The 15,286-nt window shown below is 72.1% G+C and carries 17 protein-coding genes; 9 read left to right on the top strand and 8 right to left on the bottom strand.

The features are described 5' to 3' along the window. Positions 1–29: 29 nt before the first annotated feature. Positions 30–674 (bottom strand): dihydrofolate reductase family protein, encoded by a 645-nt coding sequence (locus ACLQ25_RS07415; RefSeq protein ID WP_425730148.1) that lies wholly within the window; start codon positions 672–674, stop codon positions 30–32. Between the two features lie 19 nt (positions 675–693). Beyond that, positions 694–1,398 carry a dihydrofolate reductase family protein gene (locus ACLQ25_RS07410; RefSeq protein ID WP_396800809.1) on the bottom strand — a complete coding sequence of 235 codons (705 nt, stop codon included), beginning with the start codon at positions 1,396–1,398 and terminating at the stop codon, positions 694–696. 107 nt (positions 1,399–1,505) lie between these two features. Between ACLQ25_RS07410 and ACLQ25_RS07405 the strand changes: the two genes are divergently transcribed. Then, complete coding sequence (locus tag ACLQ25_RS07405) at positions 1,506–2,411, top strand: LLM class flavin-dependent oxidoreductase (protein WP_425730147.1); 906 nt, start codon at positions 1,506–1,508, stop codon at positions 2,409–2,411. Positions 2,412–2,418: 7 nt separating this feature from the next. Here the strand turns inward: ACLQ25_RS07405 and ACLQ25_RS07400 are convergent, their stop codons facing one another. Genes ACLQ25_RS07400 through ACLQ25_RS07390 form a run of 3 tightly spaced genes read right to left on the bottom strand, consistent with a single transcriptional unit; the run spans position 2,419 to position 4,554 of the window. Further along, positions 2,419–2,850 (bottom strand): ASCH domain-containing protein, encoded by a 432-nt coding sequence (locus tag ACLQ25_RS07400; RefSeq protein ID WP_425730146.1) that lies wholly within the window; start codon positions 2,848–2,850, stop codon positions 2,419–2,421. 57 nt (positions 2,851–2,907) lie between these two features. Beyond that, positions 2,908–3,969, bottom strand: coding sequence for a questin oxidase family protein (locus ACLQ25_RS07395; RefSeq protein ID WP_425730145.1), 1,062 nt, complete (start codon positions 3,967–3,969; stop codon positions 2,908–2,910). Positions 3,970–4,002: 33 nt separating this feature from the next. Then, a complete protein-coding gene (locus ACLQ25_RS07390; RefSeq protein WP_425730144.1) occupies positions 4,003–4,554 on the bottom strand; it encodes a phosphoribosyltransferase family protein in 552 nt (183 codons plus the stop codon). Positions 4,555–4,741: 187 nt separating this feature from the next. Between ACLQ25_RS07390 and ACLQ25_RS07385 the strand changes: the two genes are divergently transcribed. The 4 genes from ACLQ25_RS07385 (at position 4,742) to ACLQ25_RS07370 (ending at position 9,092) form a co-directional block, all read left to right on the top strand. Continuing rightward, positions 4,742–5,377 (top strand): septal ring lytic transglycosylase RlpA family protein, encoded by a 636-nt coding sequence (locus ACLQ25_RS07385; protein WP_425730143.1) that lies wholly within the window; start codon positions 4,742–4,744, stop codon positions 5,375–5,377. Between the two features lie 101 nt (positions 5,378–5,478). Continuing rightward, positions 5,479–6,606, top strand: a complete 1,128-nt coding sequence (locus tag ACLQ25_RS07380; RefSeq protein ID WP_425730142.1) for a PP2C family protein-serine/threonine phosphatase — start codon at positions 5,479–5,481, stop codon at positions 6,604–6,606. A gap of 128 nt (positions 6,607–6,734) precedes the next feature. Beyond that, positions 6,735–8,591, top strand: a complete 1,857-nt coding sequence (locus ACLQ25_RS07375; protein WP_425730141.1) for an acyl-CoA dehydrogenase — start codon at positions 6,735–6,737, stop codon at positions 8,589–8,591. Positions 8,592–8,822: 231 nt separating this feature from the next. Further along, positions 8,823–9,092, top strand: a complete 270-nt coding sequence (locus tag ACLQ25_RS07370; RefSeq protein ID WP_007454197.1) for a DUF6458 family protein — start codon at positions 8,823–8,825, stop codon at positions 9,090–9,092. Positions 9,093–9,138: 46 nt separating this feature from the next. On the opposite strand, the gene ACLQ25_RS07365 is transcribed toward ACLQ25_RS07370, so the two are convergent. Then, positions 9,139–9,678 carry a SixA phosphatase family protein gene (locus tag ACLQ25_RS07365; RefSeq protein ID WP_425730140.1) on the bottom strand — a complete coding sequence of 180 codons (540 nt, stop codon included), beginning with the start codon at positions 9,676–9,678 and terminating at the stop codon, positions 9,139–9,141. 113 nt (positions 9,679–9,791) lie between these two features. On the opposite strand from ACLQ25_RS07365, the gene ACLQ25_RS07360 reads away from it, so the two are divergent. Beyond that, complete coding sequence (locus ACLQ25_RS07360) at positions 9,792–10,076, top strand: DUF6458 family protein (RefSeq protein WP_357129517.1); 285 nt, start codon at positions 9,792–9,794, stop codon at positions 10,074–10,076. Between the two features lie 69 nt (positions 10,077–10,145). On the opposite strand, the gene trhA is transcribed toward ACLQ25_RS07360, so the two are convergent. Then, positions 10,146–10,823, bottom strand: coding sequence for a PAQR family membrane homeostasis protein TrhA (gene trhA, locus ACLQ25_RS07355; protein ID WP_425730139.1), 678 nt, complete (start codon positions 10,821–10,823; stop codon positions 10,146–10,148). A 172-nt stretch (positions 10,824–10,995) separates the two neighbouring features. Here trhA and ACLQ25_RS07350 point away from each other — a divergent pair, with 172 nt between their 5' ends. The 3 genes from ACLQ25_RS07350 to ACLQ25_RS07340 are packed head-to-tail and all read left to right on the top strand — an operon-like array spanning position 10,996 to position 13,317. After that, complete coding sequence (locus tag ACLQ25_RS07350) at positions 10,996–11,724, top strand: 5-oxoprolinase subunit B family protein (protein WP_425730138.1); 729 nt, start codon at positions 10,996–10,998, stop codon at positions 11,722–11,724. Continuing rightward, positions 11,721–12,584 carry a biotin-dependent carboxyltransferase family protein gene (locus ACLQ25_RS07345; protein WP_425730137.1) on the top strand — a complete coding sequence of 288 codons (864 nt, stop codon included), beginning with the start codon at positions 11,721–11,723 and terminating at the stop codon, positions 12,582–12,584. Before ACLQ25_RS07350 ends, ACLQ25_RS07345 begins: the two co-directional genes overlap by 4 nt. Beyond that, positions 12,568–13,317 (top strand): LamB/YcsF family protein, encoded by a 750-nt coding sequence (locus ACLQ25_RS07340; protein ID WP_425730136.1) that lies wholly within the window; start codon positions 12,568–12,570, stop codon positions 13,315–13,317. The genes ACLQ25_RS07345 and ACLQ25_RS07340 overlap by 17 nt, the downstream gene beginning before the upstream one ends. 60 nt (positions 13,318–13,377) lie before the next feature. Here ACLQ25_RS07340 and ACLQ25_RS07335 read toward each other — a convergent pair whose 3' ends face one another. Next, positions 13,378–15,216: an NHL domain-containing thioredoxin family protein gene (locus ACLQ25_RS07335; RefSeq protein ID WP_425730135.1), complete on the bottom strand. Its 1,839-nt coding sequence runs from the start codon at positions 15,214–15,216 to the stop codon at positions 13,378–13,380. Positions 15,217–15,286: the final 70 nt, after the last annotated feature.

Below are 15,286 nucleotides of genomic sequence, written 5' to 3'. Positions count from 1 at the left end.
TGTCCAAGCCGGCCGAGAGTCGACGGCCGTCACCGCCTCCAGAACAGTAGGTGGGTGACGCCGCTGGAGCTGGGCACCGAATCCAGGTGGAAGCGGTCGAGCAGGTCGGTGTGGCTGTCCCACAGTCGCTCGCCCCGGTGCAGGTCGACGGGGGCGACGGCGATGTGCAGGGTGTCGACCAGGTCGGCGTCGAGGAACTCGCGGATGGTCGCCACCCCGCCGCCGAGGCGTACGTCCCGTCCGTCGGCTGCCTCCTTCGCCCGGGCCAGCGCCTCCGCCGGGCTGGCGTCGAGGAAGTGGAACGTGGTGTCGGCGAGGGTGAACGACGGCCGTACGTGATGGGTGAGCACGAAGACCGGCGTGTGGAACGGCGGGTTGTCTCCCCACCAACCCTGCCACTCGTGGTTCTCCCACGGTCCACGCTGGGGGCCGAACTTGTTGCGGCCCATGATCTCTGCGCCGATGTTGTGCTCGGCGTCGCGGGTCAGGTAGTCGTCCAGGCCACGGGTCCCGCCGGGCTCGGTGCGGTAGATGAAGCTGGCGGTGGCGGCACGCCAGGAGAACAGCGGGGCGGGGTCGGCGTGACCGAAGGGCCGCTCCAGGCTCTGCCCCTCCCCGGTGCCGAACCCGTCGCGCGAGACGTTGAAGCACTGCACCCGCAGTAGCTGTGGCATGAGAACTCCCGTTGTGACGTCAGTTGGTGGTCGTCGTCGGTCCGCCGCCCCGACCCCGGTCGTCGAGCACGAGCGGGGCGCGACCGTCCACGACGTACCGGATGTGGGTGACCTGCGGCGTAGGGATGACCCGGGTCGGCGTCAGCTCGATCGCTTCCTTGTCGCCGAGGTCGAGGTCGGCGTCGAGGAGTCGCAGGCCGGTGCCGAGCACGACCGGTACGACGTGCAGCTCCAACTCGTCGAGCAGGCCGGCCTTGAGTACCTGTCGTACGAGGCTGCCGCCGCCGGCCACGGCCACGTTCTTGCCGCCGGCCACGGCGCGCGCCTGCTCGACCGCGCTGGCCACTCCGTCGGTCACGTAGGTGAAGCTCGTGCCACCGCCGCGCAGCAGGGTTTCGCGGGGTCGGTGGGTGACGACGAAGACCGGTGCGCGGAACGGAGGCTCCTCACCCCACGGCACCTCGCCGCCGTCGGCCATCCGCCGACCCATCACGTACGCGCCGGCCGCCTCGAACGTCTCGGCCATCACGTCGGAGTTGGCGTCCCGCTCGCCACCGGCGAAGCCCAGCCGTTCGCGCCAGGCCGCTGCCTCGGTGGCCCAGCGGGTGATCCGGAAGAAGCCGGCGGCCTCGGCCGAGTCGATCCAGTTGCCGTCGCCGTCGAACTGCGGACCGGCGTAGAACCCGTCCAAGGACACCGACAGCTGGGCGGTCACCTTCGTCATCTCGCTTGATTCCTCTGCTCGGGCGGCACCCGTCGGGTGCCTGCTCGCAACGAGGTCGGAGTCGATCGGGACACCCCTACCGGAACGTCTTGTGGCCTGGATCACAGATGAGGCCCGGTAGGCTGGCGATCATGCGGATTGGCATCGTGATCCTGCCGGACCAGCGCTGGACGGAGTCGCAGCACCGCTGGCGGCAGGCCGACGAGTGGGGCTTCGACCACGCGTGGACGTACGACCACCTGGGCTGGCGGGACCTGGTCGACGGCCCGTGGTTCGACTCCATGAGCACGCTGACCGCCGCCGCCACCGTGACCTCCCGGATTCGACTGGGCACGCTCGTGGCGTCGCCGAACTTCCGCCATCCGGCCGCGTTCGTCCGCCAGATCACCACGGTGGACGACGTGTCGGGCGGTCGGCTGCTGCTCGGTCTCGGCGCGGGCGGAATCGGGTTCGACTCGGCGGTGCTGGGTGGCGAGACGCTGCCGCCGCGCCAGCGGGTCGACCGGTTCGCCGAGTTCACCGAACTACTCGACCTGATCCTGCGCGAGGACGGCACCACCTGGCGGGGTGACTGGTTCGCCGCGGTGGACGCCCGCAACAACCCCGGCTGCGTGCAGCAGCCCCGGGTGCCGTTCGTGGTGGCCGCCAACGGGCCGCGCTCGATGCGGCTGGTGGCCCGCTTCGGGCAGGGGTGGGTGACCACCGGCACCGGCGAGGACAACGACCTGGCGAGCTGGTGGACCAGCGTCTCGACGCTGTCCGCGCGGATGGACCGGACGCTCACCGAGGCCGGCCGCGACCCGGCGACGCTGGACCGTTACCTCCTGCTGGACTCCGCGCCGGTGTTCTCGCTGACCAGCGCGCAGTTCTTCGCCGAGCAGGTCGGCCGGGCCGCGGAGCTGGGCTTCACCGACGTGGTGACGCACTGGCCGCGCGCCAGCAGTTGGTACGCCGGCGACGAGGCCGTCCTGGTCGACGTGGCGACCCGACTGCTGCCCGAGCTGCGCGGATAGCGCCGGCTCAGGTGCCCAGGTCTCCGGTGGCCACGCCGCCCTCGCCGCCGGAGACCAGCCGCAGGCGCAGGCAGACGATCGGGGTGTCGTCGTCGACGGGTGTGCCGAGCCGCGCCCAGTAGGCGGCGTGCCCCGCCCGCCACTCCTCGATCGAGCGGTCGCCCTCGCCCTCGGCGCGGGCGAACTCCCAGGGCACATCGCCGAAGCGGACCACCTCGACACCGGTGATCTCGACGACGCCGGCCAACGCGTCGTCGTCGTCGACGAGCGCCAGCCGTTCGCCGACCTGCTCCAGCTCCTCGCCCTCCTGCGCGTACTCGGCCAGCCGTCCGGCGGTCGCGGTCTTCACTCCGGCGAGCACCAACGTGTTCAGGGTCGTCCGCAGTTCGCCCGGTGTGCCGAGGGCGAGCGTGCGCAGGTCACCGATCCGAGGCCACATCCTGCCGAGGCTAGGCCAGCGCGGCCGGACGCGCCGCCGTAATCCGTCCCGCGCGGCTCAGATCAACTGCACGGCGTAGCCGGCGGCGTCGAGCAGCCGCTGATCACCGGTGGCCGTGTGGGCATCGAGGACCGCGTCGGCCAGCTTGACCACGTGCTCGTCGCCGTGCCGGACCGCCCGGGCGAAGACCTCCGCCGGGGTCCCGGCGGCGACCGACGGCGGCGCGGCCGCGTCGCTCGAGGCGTACACCGAGGTCACGGCCGCCGTCGCGGCCCAGGCCGCGGCGAAGCTCGGCGCCCAGAGCGCCCGGTCCAGTGCCGGCAGGGTACGCAGCACGGCGGTCGGCGCCGTCACCGCGTGCACCAGCATGACCGGCTCCGCGTGCCCGAAGCGCAGGTAGTCGAGGCCGGCGCGGTACACGAGCGTGCCGAGCCCTCGCTCCGCCTCGCCCGGCGTCCGCGCGGGGCGCAGCGCCGTGAGCGCCGGTTCCCACCGGGGTACGCTCACCAGCCGTCCCAACCGCTCGCGGATGCCCCCGGTCCGGTCGTCGATGCGGGGCAGCCCGGCCAGCGCGGCGGGCACTTCCGGGCCGCCGTCGTCGGCCTGCTCGGCGTCGGGACGCGACAGGACCGGGGCGAGGAGTCGGTCGGCGCCGGGCACCTGCTGCCAACGGGCCGCCCAGTAGCCGAGGGCCTGGCCCAGTTCGGTGAGCCGAGGCGGGGTCGCCTCGTGCAGGTGCAGGGCGCGTACCGCGTGCCCGACCCGGATCACCCCGTGGGTGGCGCCCGCGGCGATGCCGGGCAGCAGTCGGGGCCACCAGGTGCCGAGCACGTCCCGCCACGGCGCCTCGCGCAACTGCCGGTCGAAGTACGCCAGCCAGTCGCCGGTCCGCTTCGCGTCGCCCAGCGCCGCCCGCCAGTCGTCGATCGGACGCAGCCCGCGCGGCAGCTCGTCCAGCCGGGTGAGGTAGTCGTCCAGCCAGCGGTGCACCTGCCGCTCGTGTCCGTGCCGGGCCAGCGCCTCGACGGCCATCGGGCCGTGGTTGGAGAGCCAGCCCTCGAATTCGGGACCGGTGTGGTGCAGCCGTTCATACGCCTCGTCGAGGATTCCGTCGCTCATCCGTCGATCGTCGAAGGTGAAGTGCGCTTCAGGTCAACCCGGCAACTCCTCGCCGGTGATCAGGCCGGTGATCCGCAGCGCGGCGACGGTCTCCGGCGGGCAGTCCACGGCCACCACGGCCGCCCCGAGGACCTGCGCGCCGCGCAGGGCGCAGATGTCGTAGAGGGCGCGGATCTGGGCGCCGGTGCGTACCCAGTCGTCCACCACGAGCACCCGGTCGTCGGGGCCGAGGTGTCGCTCCCGGACGGCCAGGTCGACCTGCCGGCCCCGGTAGTCCGGCGGGCTCTGCGCCCAGGTGAGCGGGCCGGCCGGCAACCTGCCGTCGCCGGGCTTCTGCGCGGCCACGAAGCCGACCCCGAGGGCGGTCGCGGCCAGCGGTCCGAGCAGCAGGCCGGTGACCGCCGGGGCGAGCACCACCGTCGGTCGGGCTTCCCGGTACGGGGCGACCAGGGCGGGGCCCAGCTCGGCCAGCACCGTCGGGTCGCGCCACCAGCCGGAGATGTCGCTGACCAGGTGGCTGACGTCCGGGCCTGGGTCGATCCAGCGGAACAGGGCGGCCAGACGTCCGGTCAGCTCGGTGGGCATTCGTTCATCGTGCGGCACGGGCGCTCGGCGCGTCCGCACCTGGGCCGCTCGACCCACCCCGCCTCGGATGATCGGCTATAGCTACTGGGGCAAATACTGGCATACCACCATGATCACGTTGACTTCGGAAGTGCTTCTCTCGTTACGGTCCGACCCGGTTTGTTCAATCGACGAAAGGACCGGGCCGGTGGCAGGTAGGCACTCCCGTACCCGCATCTTCTCCTCCCCGGCGGGCATCGCGGCCACCGCGGCGGTCGGCGTCGCCCTGGCCGTCGGCGGCACGGTCGGCGCCGTCCAGCTCACGTCGGGCTCCGGCCAGTCGGGGCAGGCGGCGCTGGACTTCACCCCGACCACCGCCGCCAGCCTCACCCCCGCCTCCCCGAGCGTCTCGCCGAGCGCCAGTGCCACCGCGACACCCAGCGTGACGGCCAGCCCGTCCGCCAGTCGCTCGCCGCAGGCCGCCTCCCGGGGCAAGCCCCGCACCGCCTCCCCGAAGCCGAGCCCCAAGGCCAAGAAGACCACGGCGGCGGCGAAGGTCCTGGAGAGCGGATCGTGTGGCGCGTCCTTCTACTCCGACGGGCAGCTCACGGCCAACGGTGAGTCGTTCAACCCGAACGAGCTGACCGCGGCGCACAAGACCCTGCCGTTCAACACCAAGGTCCGGGTGACCAACCCGAGCAACGGCAAGTCGGTCGTCGTGCGGATCAACGACCGTGGGCCGTTCATCGACGGCCGCTGCCTCGACCTGTCCCGTGCCGCCTTCGCGACCATCGCCTCGGTCGACGTCGGCGCGCTCACCGTTCGCTACGAGGTTCTCGGCTGAGCGTATTCGAGAACGCCGATCCGGCCACGAGCGTCGGCCGGGCGGGCAGAACATCCTCGGACGACGGGCCAGGTTCATTCACCGGTTCACGTCGATCAGGCATGCTGTCCCTCGTACCCACGCGACTCCTCCAGTCGGGCCGTAGCCCGCTGAGCCCCGGATCCCGCGCCGGCATCGGCGCGGCCGTCGTCCTGCTCGCGATCGTCTCGGTGCTGGAACTGGCCGACGGCCGCCGGGCCCACTACGTCGCGCTCCTGGCCGCCGCCCCGATCCTGGCCGCCGCGCTGGCGGCCTGGCGGGTGGTGCTGGGCGTGGGCGCCGTGGCGACCCTGATCGGGATCGCCTTCGCGGCGACCGACCCGAGGATGATGTTGGTGACCTCGGTCAACATGGTGGCGGTAGGGCTCGCGAGCGGGCTGGCCGTGGCGGTGGCCTGGGTACGACAGCGGCAGGCGGAGCAGATCGCCGAGCTGACCAAGCTCGCGTCGGTGGCCCAGCAGGCCGTGCTGCGTCCGCTCGGACCGCAGATCGGCATGCTCTCGGTGGCCGGCCGCTACATCTCCTCCACCGCCACCGCCGAGATCGGCGGAGACCTGTACGAGGCGATCGACACCCCGTACGGCGTCCGCATGATCATCGGTGACGTACGGGGCAAGGGCCTGGACGCGGTCCGCCTGGCCAGCATCGTCCTGGGTTCGTACCGGCACGTGGCCTACGAGCGGGCCGACCTGCGTGCCGTGGTCGCCGACCTGGACCGCGCGGTGGCCCGCAACGTCGGCGACGAGGATTTCGTGACGGCAGCGCTGGTCGAGGAGCGGGGCGGGACGCTCACGATCGTCAACTGCGGCCACCCCTCTCCGCTGCTGCTGCGCCGCGGCGCGGTGATCCCGTTGGAGCCGCCGGCACCCGCGCCGCCGCTCGGGTTCATGCCGGCGGTCCGGCCCCGGGTGGAGCGCCTGGAGCCGGGCGACCGGCTGTTGTTGTTCACCGACGGTCTCGGTGAGGCCCGGCGGGACGGCGAGTTCTTCCCCACCGCCGACCGGGCGTGGCGGCTGCTGGGACACGGCACGGTCGCCGACGGGCTCGCGTCGCTCGAGACCGCCCTCGTCGAGTGGGTGCACGGTCGCCTGGACGACGACATCGCGCTGGTCCTCATGGAGTACGTGGGTTCCCGAACCGGGGGCACGTCGGCCGTGCCGAGCTGGGAAGTCGGCGCCGCCGAGAGCTGAACGGGGCCACCGCTCGGGCACTGTGTAATCGCCGTCACTCAGGTGATCGGCTTGTCGCTGCCTACCCGCGAGTAATACAGTCGGGGTTACTGATCGGTAACACCTGTCCGGAAGCGGGGCCAGCGAGCATGACCCACTACAAGAGCAACCTTCGGGACCTCGAGTTCAACCTGTTCGAGGTTTTCGGGGCGGACCGGGCGTTCGGCCAGGAGCCGTACTCGGAACTGGACACCGACACCGCCCGGAGCTTCCTCGCCGAGGTGGACCGCCTGGCCCGCGAGGACCTGGCCGCCAGCTACACGGACAGCGACCGCAACCCACCGGTCTTCGACCCGGCCGCGCACACCGCGCCGCTGCCGGAGTCGTTCAAGAAGTCGTACCAGGCGTTCATGGACTCGGAGTTCTGGCGGCTGGACCTGCCGCCGGCCCTGGGTGGCACCAACGCCCCGCGTGCCCTCTGGTGGGCCCTCGCCGAGCTGGTGCTCGGAGCGAACGCGCCGGTCTGGATGTACTCCTCCGGCCCCTCCTTCGCGCACGTGCTGCACGTCGAGGGCACCGAGCGGCAGAAGGGCTGGGCCAAGCTCTTCATCGACAAGCAGTGGGGCTCCACGATGGTGCTCACCGAGCCGGACGCCGGTTCGGACGTGGGCGCGGGTCGTACGCGGGCGATCCAGCAGCCCGACGGCAGCTGGCACATCGAGGGCGTGAAGCGCTTCATCACCTCGGGCGAGCACGACCTGAGCGACAACATCGTGCACTACGTGCTGGCCCGCCCGGTCGGTGTGGAGGGCGTCGGCGGCCCCGGCACCAAGGGCCTGTCCCTGTTCGTCGTGCCGAAGTTCCACTTCGACGAGACCACCGGCGAGCTGGGCGAGCGCAACGGCGTCTACGCCACCAACGTCGAGCACAAGATGGGCCTGAAGGTCTCGAACACCTGCGAGATGACCTTCGGCGAGCACGGCGTACCGGCCAAGGGCTGGCTGCTGGGCGACAAGCACGACGGCATCCGGCAGATGTTCATGATCATCGAGTATGCCCGGATGATGGTCGGCACCAAGGCGATCGCCACGCTCTCCACCGGCTACCTGAACGCCCTGGAGTACGCGAAGAACCGGGTGCAGGGCGCCGACCTGGTCCAGCAGGCCGACAAGACCGCCCCTCGCGTCACCATCACCCACCACCCGGACGTGCGGCGCTCGCTGCTGCTGCAGAAGTCGTACGCCGAGGGTCTGCGGGCCCTGGTCCTCTACACCGCCACCTGGCAGGACAAGGTCGCGCTCGCCGAGGCGTCCGGCGACGAGAAGGCCACCAAGCTGGCCAAGCGGGTCAACGACCTGCTGCTGCCGCTGGTGAAGGGCGTCGGTTCGGAGCGGGCGTACGAGATGCTCGGCCACGAGTCCCTGCAGACCTTCGGTGGCTCCGGCTTCCTCCAGGACTACCCGCTGGAGCAGTACGTCCGGGACGCCAAGATCGACACCCTGTACGAGGGCACCACCGCCATCCAGAGCCTCGACCTGATCTTCCGCAAGATCGTTCGGGACAACGGCAAGGCGCTGCTGGCGGTGTCCGGCGAGATCCAGGAGTTCATCTCCACCGAGGCGGGCAACGGCCAGCTCAAGGAGGAGCGGCAGGCGCTGGGCAAGGCGCTGGCCGAGATCCAGAACATCCTCGGTGTGCTGACCGGCTGGCTGGGTGAGGCGCAGGCCGGCGACCCCCGCGCGCTCTACAAGGTCGGCCTGAGCAGCCGGCGGTTCCTGCTGGCGATCGGTGACCTGGTCGTCGGTTGGCTGCTCCAGAAGCAGGCCGACGTCGCGCTCAAGGCCCTCGCCGGCGAGGTCTCCGCCACCGACAAAGCGTTCTACACCGGCAAGGTGGCCGCCGCCCGGTTCTTCGCCCGTGAGGTGCTGCCGCGAATCGGCGCCGACCGGCGCATCATCGAGGGCACCGACCTCGACGTCATGGACCTCCCGGAGGAGGCCTTCTGACCGCGCCACGGCACGCGTGAGCGGTTCCGGGTCGCACCACCCGGCACCCCTCCCGACGGCCGGTGGGGCCTCGCGCCCCGCCGGCCGTCGCCGTCTCCGGGGCCACCAGCCGAGCGGCACGACCTGCGGCGCGTGTTGGCCAGGCGCGGTCGGGTATGCCGCTGCCGTGGCGGGTAACCCGCCTCGACCACGGGAACGCCCAGAGCCACCGCACGGGGGAGTGCAGCGCACATGGGTGTAGGAAGCGGCATCTTTCTCATCGCGCTCGGCGCGATCATGACCTTCGCGATCCGGGCCAACGTCTGGTGGATCGATCTGCGCGCGGTCGGCTGGGTGTTCATCCTGGCCGGGCTCGCCGTGCTACTGACCACCCTCTGGTTCTGGCAGGACCGGCGCAAACGGGCCCGGACCCTCATCGTGGAGGAGAACCGGCTGTCCCATCCCACGGCGATGATGCCGCCGCCGCCGGACCCGCCTCCGCCGACCGCTCCACCGTCCTGACCCCCTGAGCGCGTACGCCTGAGCCACCCGCCGAACGGCAGGTGGCTCAGCCGCGTGCCGTGTGCCGCTGGGCGATCGGCGCTCCGCCCCGGTCCCACTTCGTCCAGGTGGCCGCGCTGCGGTGTACCGCCAGTTCGGCGGTCCGCAGTCCCTCCTCGTCCGCCGTCTCCGGGTCGAGAAACGCGGAGAGCAGCGAGACGCCCGGATTGTGGGCGATCAACAGCACCACCCGAGCCGCCGGATCAGCCGTCCGGGCCAGCGACAACAGCTCCTCGGGGTGGGCGTCGTACGCGCCGGGCTCGTACCGCACGCTCGGGCGGGGACCGGCCGGTCCGCCCTCCGGTGGTGAACCCGTCATTCCCATCGCCACGCCGTGCCAGGTCTGCCGGGTCCGCAGGGCGGTCGAGCAGATCACCACGTCGGGCAGCAGGTCGTGGTGGGCTAACCATGCCCCGGCCGCCGCCGCGTCGGCCTCCCCACGGGCGCTCAGCGGGCGCTGGGCGTCGTCCGTACCCTCGCTGCCCGGCTCGGCCTTCGCGTGCCGGAGCAACACCAGTGTCCGCGCCTCGGCGGGCCTGTCCGTCATGCCCTCAGCTTGCCCGATTGGCGATCTTCCTGCCGGGGTAAGTCCACGGATGCCGCACCCCCTACCAACGGCCGCGGCGGGTCGTACGCCAGGTTAGAGCCGAGGAGCGAGACATGGGCATTGGTGGCAGCATCTTCCTGATCGCGCTGGGCGCGATCTTCGCATTCGCCGTGGAGGCCGACCTCGGGTGGCTGAACCTGTCCGTGGTCGGCTGGGTGTTGATGCTCGCCGGTGTCGCCGGCCTGCTCGTCACCCTCTACTTCTGGAACGGCCGCCGTCGTACCGTGGTCGCCGCGCCGGTCCGCGAGGACGTGGTGGTCGACCGGGTGGTGCCGGTCCAGGACGACCAGGTCATGCGGGAGTACCGCGAGGTGCGTCGGCCGGGCCGTCCGGTCTGACCCGCAACCGCGTCAGCCGGGGTCCCGCAGCGTGGCGGGGCCCCGGCTCGCGTCTGGGTTGTCGGCAGCTCAGGCGAACAGCGCGAAGTAGATCGCGACGTGGTGGCACAGCGCGGCCACCAGCGTGCACGCGTGGAAGAACTCGTGGTGGCCGAAGACCGTCGGCCACGGGTTGGGCCGGCGCAGGGCGTAGAACACCGCGCCGACGCTGTAGATGGCACCGCCGACGATCAGCAGCACCAACGCCGTGACACCGCCGCCGTGCAGGATGTCCGGCAGCATGGCGACCGCGACCCAGCCGAGCGCCAGGTAGAGCGGCGCGGACACCCAGCGCGGCGCGTGCGGCCAGACGAGCTTCAGCGCCACGCCGCCGAGAGCCCCACCCCAGACCAGGGCCAGCATGATGGTGGCCTGTCGGGTCGAGAGAAGCATGGCGCAGAGCGGGGTGTACGTGCCGGCGATGAACACGAAGATCATGCAGTGGTCCAGCCGGCGCATCACCTGGTAGCCGCGCTCCGACCACACGCGACGGTGGTAGAGGGCGCTGGTGCCGAACAGCCCGCCGACCGTCAGGCTGTAGATGGCGCAGCTCACGAGGGGCGCCCAGCCCGGGCGGCTGGCGGCGATCGAACAGAGCACGATGCCGGCGACCAGCGCGACGAAGAAGGCGTACGTGTGTAGCCAGCCGCGCATCCGGGGCTTACCGATGTCGACCGGCTTCAGGCGAAGCGGGGCGGAGGTGCTCACGCCCTCAGGTTACGGCACCGTAGGTTACTTTCAAGTAGTCCGACCGGTGACGCGTGGCACGCGCCGATCTTGCGGTTTCGGTGGTTGGAATGAGTGGACAGCTCCTTTTGTCGCCACAGAAAGTGCAAGATCGCGAGGGATGGAAACGACGCGCGTCGGTGAAGATGGGGCGATGCGGATTCGGCCCGTTGGGGCGCACGCCCTTCTGATCGAGTTCGGCGCACGTGCCGGCCTGCCTGCGGCTCACCTGGTCGAGGCGTGGCGGGCCGAGTTGTGGCAGCGCCGCGAACGCGGGGACCTGACCGCCACGGAGATCGTCCCCGCGGCCACCACGGTCCTGCTGGACGGCCTACCAAACCCCACCGCGACCGCCGCCCTACTGTCCCGCTGGACACCCGAAGTCACCGCCGCCGTGAGCGCCCCCTTACCTCCCGTCGATCTTGCACTTTCGGTGCCGACGAAACGGCCTGATCAGGTCATGTCGACAACAGAAACTGCAAGATCGACGCGCGAGGCCCACGGCGCGGAGGTCGTCGTTCCGGTCCTGTTCGACGGGCCGGACCTGCCGGTCGTCGCCGAGCACTGGGGCGTCGACGTGCCGGCGGTGCGGCGTCGCCTCACCGGCACGCCTTTTCTCGTCGCCTTCTGCGGCTTCGCCCCCGGCTTTCCCTACCTGACCGGGCTCCCCGCCGAGCTGGCGTTGCCCCGGCTGCCCACCCCACGCCCACGGGTACCGGCCGGCTCGGTCGCCCTGGCCGGCCCGTACGCCGGGATCTATCCCAGCGCGTCCCCCGGCGGTTGGCTGCTGGTCGGCCGGACCGACCTGACCCTCTTCGACGTCGACAGCGACCCGCCCGCCCGGCTCGGTCCCGGCACCCGCGTACGGATGGTGACGGCGTGACAGGTCCCGCCGAGATCGAGGTGCTGCGCGCCGGGGCGCTCACCACCGTGCAGGACCTCGGCCGGCCCGGCTGGGCGCACCTCGGCGTACCCCGCTCCGGCGCTCTCGACCCGGCCGCCCTGCGGCTCGCCAACCGGCTGGTCGGCAACGCCGAGGAGGCCGCCGGCCTGGAGATCACCCTGACCGGCTGCGCGCTGCGGCTGACCCGCGCCACCACCGTGGCCATCACCGGCGCGCAGGTGACCGTCCGGGCCGGGGACCGGGCGGGCGACACCGGACGCCCGCTCAGCCTGCCCGCCGGTACGGTGCTGCGCGTCGGCCCGGCCCGTCAGGGCGTACGGAGCTGGCTGGCCGTGGCCGGGGGCATCGACGTGCCGGCGGTGCTGGGCAGCCGCGCCACCGACACCCTCGCAGGGCTCGGCCCGGCCCCACTGCGCGACGGTGACCGGCTGCCGCTCGGCGTACCGACCGGCGAGCCCGCGCCGGTGGACGTGACCATCGGTACGACCCCCGCGCCGGAACTGCGTCTGGGCGTACGCCTCGGCCCCCGTGACGACTGGTTCACCCCGACCGCTCTCGACCGGCTGTTCGGCAGCGCGTACACCGTGAGCCCGGTCAGCAACCGGGTCGGCGCGCGGCTCGCCGGCGCGCCGCTGCCCCGCGCGGTGGCCGGCGAACTGCCCAGCGAGGGCATCGTGCTCGGCGCGGTGCAGGTGCCGGCGGACGGCCAACCCCTGATCTTCCTCGCGGACCATCCGACCACCGGCGGTTACCCGGTCATCGGGGTGGTCACCGACGTGACCCCGCTCGCGCAGGCCCGCCCAGGTACTACCGTCAGATTTCATGGACCTCAACGCTGACCTGGGCGAAGGATTCGGCATCTGGCGGCTCGGCGACGACGACGCCCTGCTGGCCCTGGTGACCAGCGCCAACGTGGCCTGCGGCTTCCACGGCGGCGACCCGTCCACGATGCGACGGGTCTGCGAGGGCGCCGTACGGCACGGGGTGGCGGTGGGCGCGCAGGTCGGCTACCGGGACCTGGCCGGCTTCGGCCGGCGGCGGATCGCGTACGACTTCGCCGAGCTGCGCGACGAGATCACCTACCAGTTGGGCGCCCTGGACGCGTTCTGCCGGATCTTTCGGACCCGGGTGCGCTACCTCAAGCCGCACGGCGCGCTGTACCACGCCGCAGCCACCGACGAGTCCCAGGCGGCGGCCGTGGTCGCCGCCGTCAGCGACCACAACCCGGACCTGCCTGTGCTCTGTCTGCCCGGCTCAACGCTCGCCCAACTCGCCGTCGGCGCGGGCCTACCGGTGGTCGCCGAAGCCTTCGCCGACCGCGGCTACCTGCCCAACGGGTCGCTGGTGCCGCGCGGCACGCCCGGCGCGCTGATCAGCGACCCGGAGGAGGTGGCCACCCGGGCGGTACGGATGGCCACCGAACGGACCGTCGTGGCGGTGGACGGCACCGTGATCCCCTGCCCAGTCGAGTCGATCTGCGTCCACGGCGACACTCCGGGCGCGGTCTCCGCCACCGAGCTGGTACGCGCCAGCCTGATCGACGCCGGCGTCACGGTGGCGCCGTTCGCCTGAGTGCTGGCGTCCCATTGCGCTGGCGTCGAGGCCGCTGCGATACGCGTCGAGCCCGCTGCGCTACGCGTCGAGGCCGCGCAGCACCAGGGGTAGCCGGGTCGCGGCACCGTCGACCACGCGCACCGGGACCCCCCAGTCCTGCCGGGTCAGGTGGCAGGCCGCGTGCTCGACGTCCGCGTCGCAGGTCGCCGCCTGCGCGGTCACCTGGAGCACCCCGCCGGTCACGTCGCCGTTGAGCACCAGCCGGCGGGACAGCTCGGTGCCCGTACCGCCGCCGTCGACCAGCAGCTCCGGCGGGGACGCCGAGACGACCAGACGGGTGGACGGCCCGTACGTCTCGTCCAGCTTCTGCCCCGGCGCCGGGGTGAAGACGATGTCCAGGGCGACCTCGCCGGCCGCGACGTCGGTCGGCTTGCGCTCGGTGCGGTGGCGAGGGCCGTCCACCGTGCTCGCGCCCGCCGCCGACAGGGCGCCCGGAGCGAGCCGGGTCAGCCGGTGCGCGGCGGACTCCACCACCAGCACCTCACCGGGCGGGGTGAGCACCAGGTCGCTCGGCTCGGCCAACCCGTCCGCCACCGTGGAGACCTGGTTGCTGGCCGGGTCGAAGCGGCGCACCGCGCCGTTGTAGGTGTCGGCGATCAGCACCGAGCCGTCCGGCAGGGCGCACACGCCCAGCGGGTGTTGCAGCAGCGCCGACTCGGCCGGCCCGTCCACGTGCCCGAAGTCGAACAGCCCCTGGCCGACGGCGGTGCCCAGCACCCCGTTCTCGACGTACCGGACGGCGCTGGTCTCGCTGTCGGCCACCCAGAGCCGGACGCCGTCGGCCGAGACGGACAGCCCCGACGGCTGCGCCATCCACGCCTCGGCCAGCGGCCCGTCCCGCAGCGCCTCCACGGTGGTGCCCGCGTACATGCCGGCGGTCCGCTTGATCGGGTCGAACCACCAGAGCTGGTGAATACCCGCCATCGCGATGATCAGCTTGTCGTCGTACCAGGCCAGGTCCCACGGGGAGGAGAGGTCCACGGCGAGCGCGTCGTGGGCGTGATCGTCGACCGAGGCACGCCACTGCCGCCCGCTTCCGGCGACGGTGACCACCTCGCCGGACTCCAGCCGTACGCCGCGCAGGAGGTGGTTGACGGTGTCGGCGACCACCAGGTCGTAACCGGCCACCTCGGCGACGTGCGTGGGCAGCAGGCACAGGCCCTGCGGCTCGGAGAAGGTCGCCGAGCCGACCGGCCCGTCGGCCCGACCCCGCTCGCCCGAGCCGATCCGGCGTACCGGCGTCTCGCCGTCCGGGGCCACCTCGACCAGCGAGTGCCGCGCAGAGTCGGAGACCAGCAGGTTGCCGTCCGGCAGCAGCACCGCCTTGCCCGGGAAGCGCAGCGCCGTCTCCGGCGCCGGCGGAGGAACGTACGGCCCGTCGCCCCGGTGCAGGGTGCCCTTCGCCTCGTGGGTGGCGATCAGCTCGTCGATCAGCCGGGCCAGCCCTTCGGCGTGACCCTCCCCGGCCATGGTGGCCACCACGTACCCCTCGGGGTCGATCACCGACAGGGTCGGCCAGGCGCGGGCCGCGTACTGCTGCCACATGTCCAGCTCAGGATCATCGAGTACGGGGTGGTGCACCCCGTACCGTTCGACGGCGGCGACCAGCGCGTCGGCGTCCTTCTCGTGCTCGAACTTCGGCGAGTGCACGCCGATCACGACGAGCACGTCGCCGTACTTCTCCTCCAGCGGCCGAAGCTCGTCCAGCACGTGCAGGCAGTTGATGCAGCAGAAGGTCCAGAAGTCGGCAAGAACGATCTTGCCGCGCAGATCCTGGAGAGTCAGATCCTTACCGCCGGTGTTGAGCCACTGCCGGCCCCGAAGCTCGGGTGCCCGTACGCGCGCTGTCGTTCCCATGCCTGCCAGCCTGCCACGCGGCGTCGGTGCGGCCGCCGTGACCCGGACGACATCACGCGCCGGGACCACC

This window comes from Micromonospora sp. DT44 (assembly GCF_049841635.1).
Taxonomy (GTDB): Bacteria; Actinomycetota; Actinomycetes; order Mycobacteriales; family Micromonosporaceae; genus Micromonospora.
Note: the sequence above shows the minus strand (reverse complement) of the source record. Positions and strands in the feature narration are given on the sequence as shown.

Bases quoted from the DNA above. Each gene is read 5' to 3' on its own strand.
- ACLQ25_RS07415 (WP_425730148.1), bottom strand. From the start codon at position 674: ATGCCACAGCTACTGCGGGTGCAGTGCTTCAACGTCTCGCGCGACGGG.
- ACLQ25_RS07350 (WP_425730138.1), top strand. From the start codon at position 10,996: ATGCGGATTCGGCCCGTTGGGGCGCACGCCCTTCTGATCGAGTTCGGC.
- ACLQ25_RS07395 (WP_425730145.1), bottom strand. From the start codon at position 3,969: ATGAGCGACGGAATCCTCGACGAGGCGTATGAACGGCTGCACCACACC.
- ACLQ25_RS07400 (WP_425730146.1), bottom strand. From the start codon at position 2,850: ATGTGGCCTCGGATCGGTGACCTGCGCACGCTCGCCCTCGGCACACCG.
- ACLQ25_RS07360 (WP_357129517.1), top strand. From the start codon at position 9,792: ATGGGCATTGGTGGCAGCATCTTCCTGATCGCGCTGGGCGCGATCTTC.
- ACLQ25_RS07405 (WP_425730147.1), top strand. From the start codon at position 1,506: ATGAGGCCCGGTAGGCTGGCGATCATGCGGATTGGCATCGTGATCCTG.
- ACLQ25_RS07390 (WP_425730144.1), bottom strand. From the start codon at position 4,554: ATGCCCACCGAGCTGACCGGACGTCTGGCCGCCCTGTTCCGCTGGATC.
- ACLQ25_RS07340 (WP_425730136.1), top strand. From the start codon at position 12,568: ATGGACCTCAACGCTGACCTGGGCGAAGGATTCGGCATCTGGCGGCTC.
- ACLQ25_RS07335 (WP_425730135.1), bottom strand. From the start codon at position 15,216: ATGGGAACGACAGCGCGCGTACGGGCACCCGAGCTTCGGGGCCGGCAG.
- ACLQ25_RS07380 (WP_425730142.1), top strand. From the start codon at position 5,479: ATGCTGTCCCTCGTACCCACGCGACTCCTCCAGTCGGGCCGTAGCCCG.
- ACLQ25_RS07375 (WP_425730141.1), top strand. From the start codon at position 6,735: ATGACCCACTACAAGAGCAACCTTCGGGACCTCGAGTTCAACCTGTTC.
- ACLQ25_RS07370 (WP_007454197.1), top strand. From the start codon at position 8,823: ATGGGTGTAGGAAGCGGCATCTTTCTCATCGCGCTCGGCGCGATCATG.
- ACLQ25_RS07410 (WP_396800809.1), bottom strand. From the start codon at position 1,398: ATGACGAAGGTGACCGCCCAGCTGTCGGTGTCCTTGGACGGGTTCTAC.
- ACLQ25_RS07365 (WP_425730140.1), bottom strand. From the start codon at position 9,678: ATGACGGACAGGCCCGCCGAGGCGCGGACACTGGTGTTGCTCCGGCAC.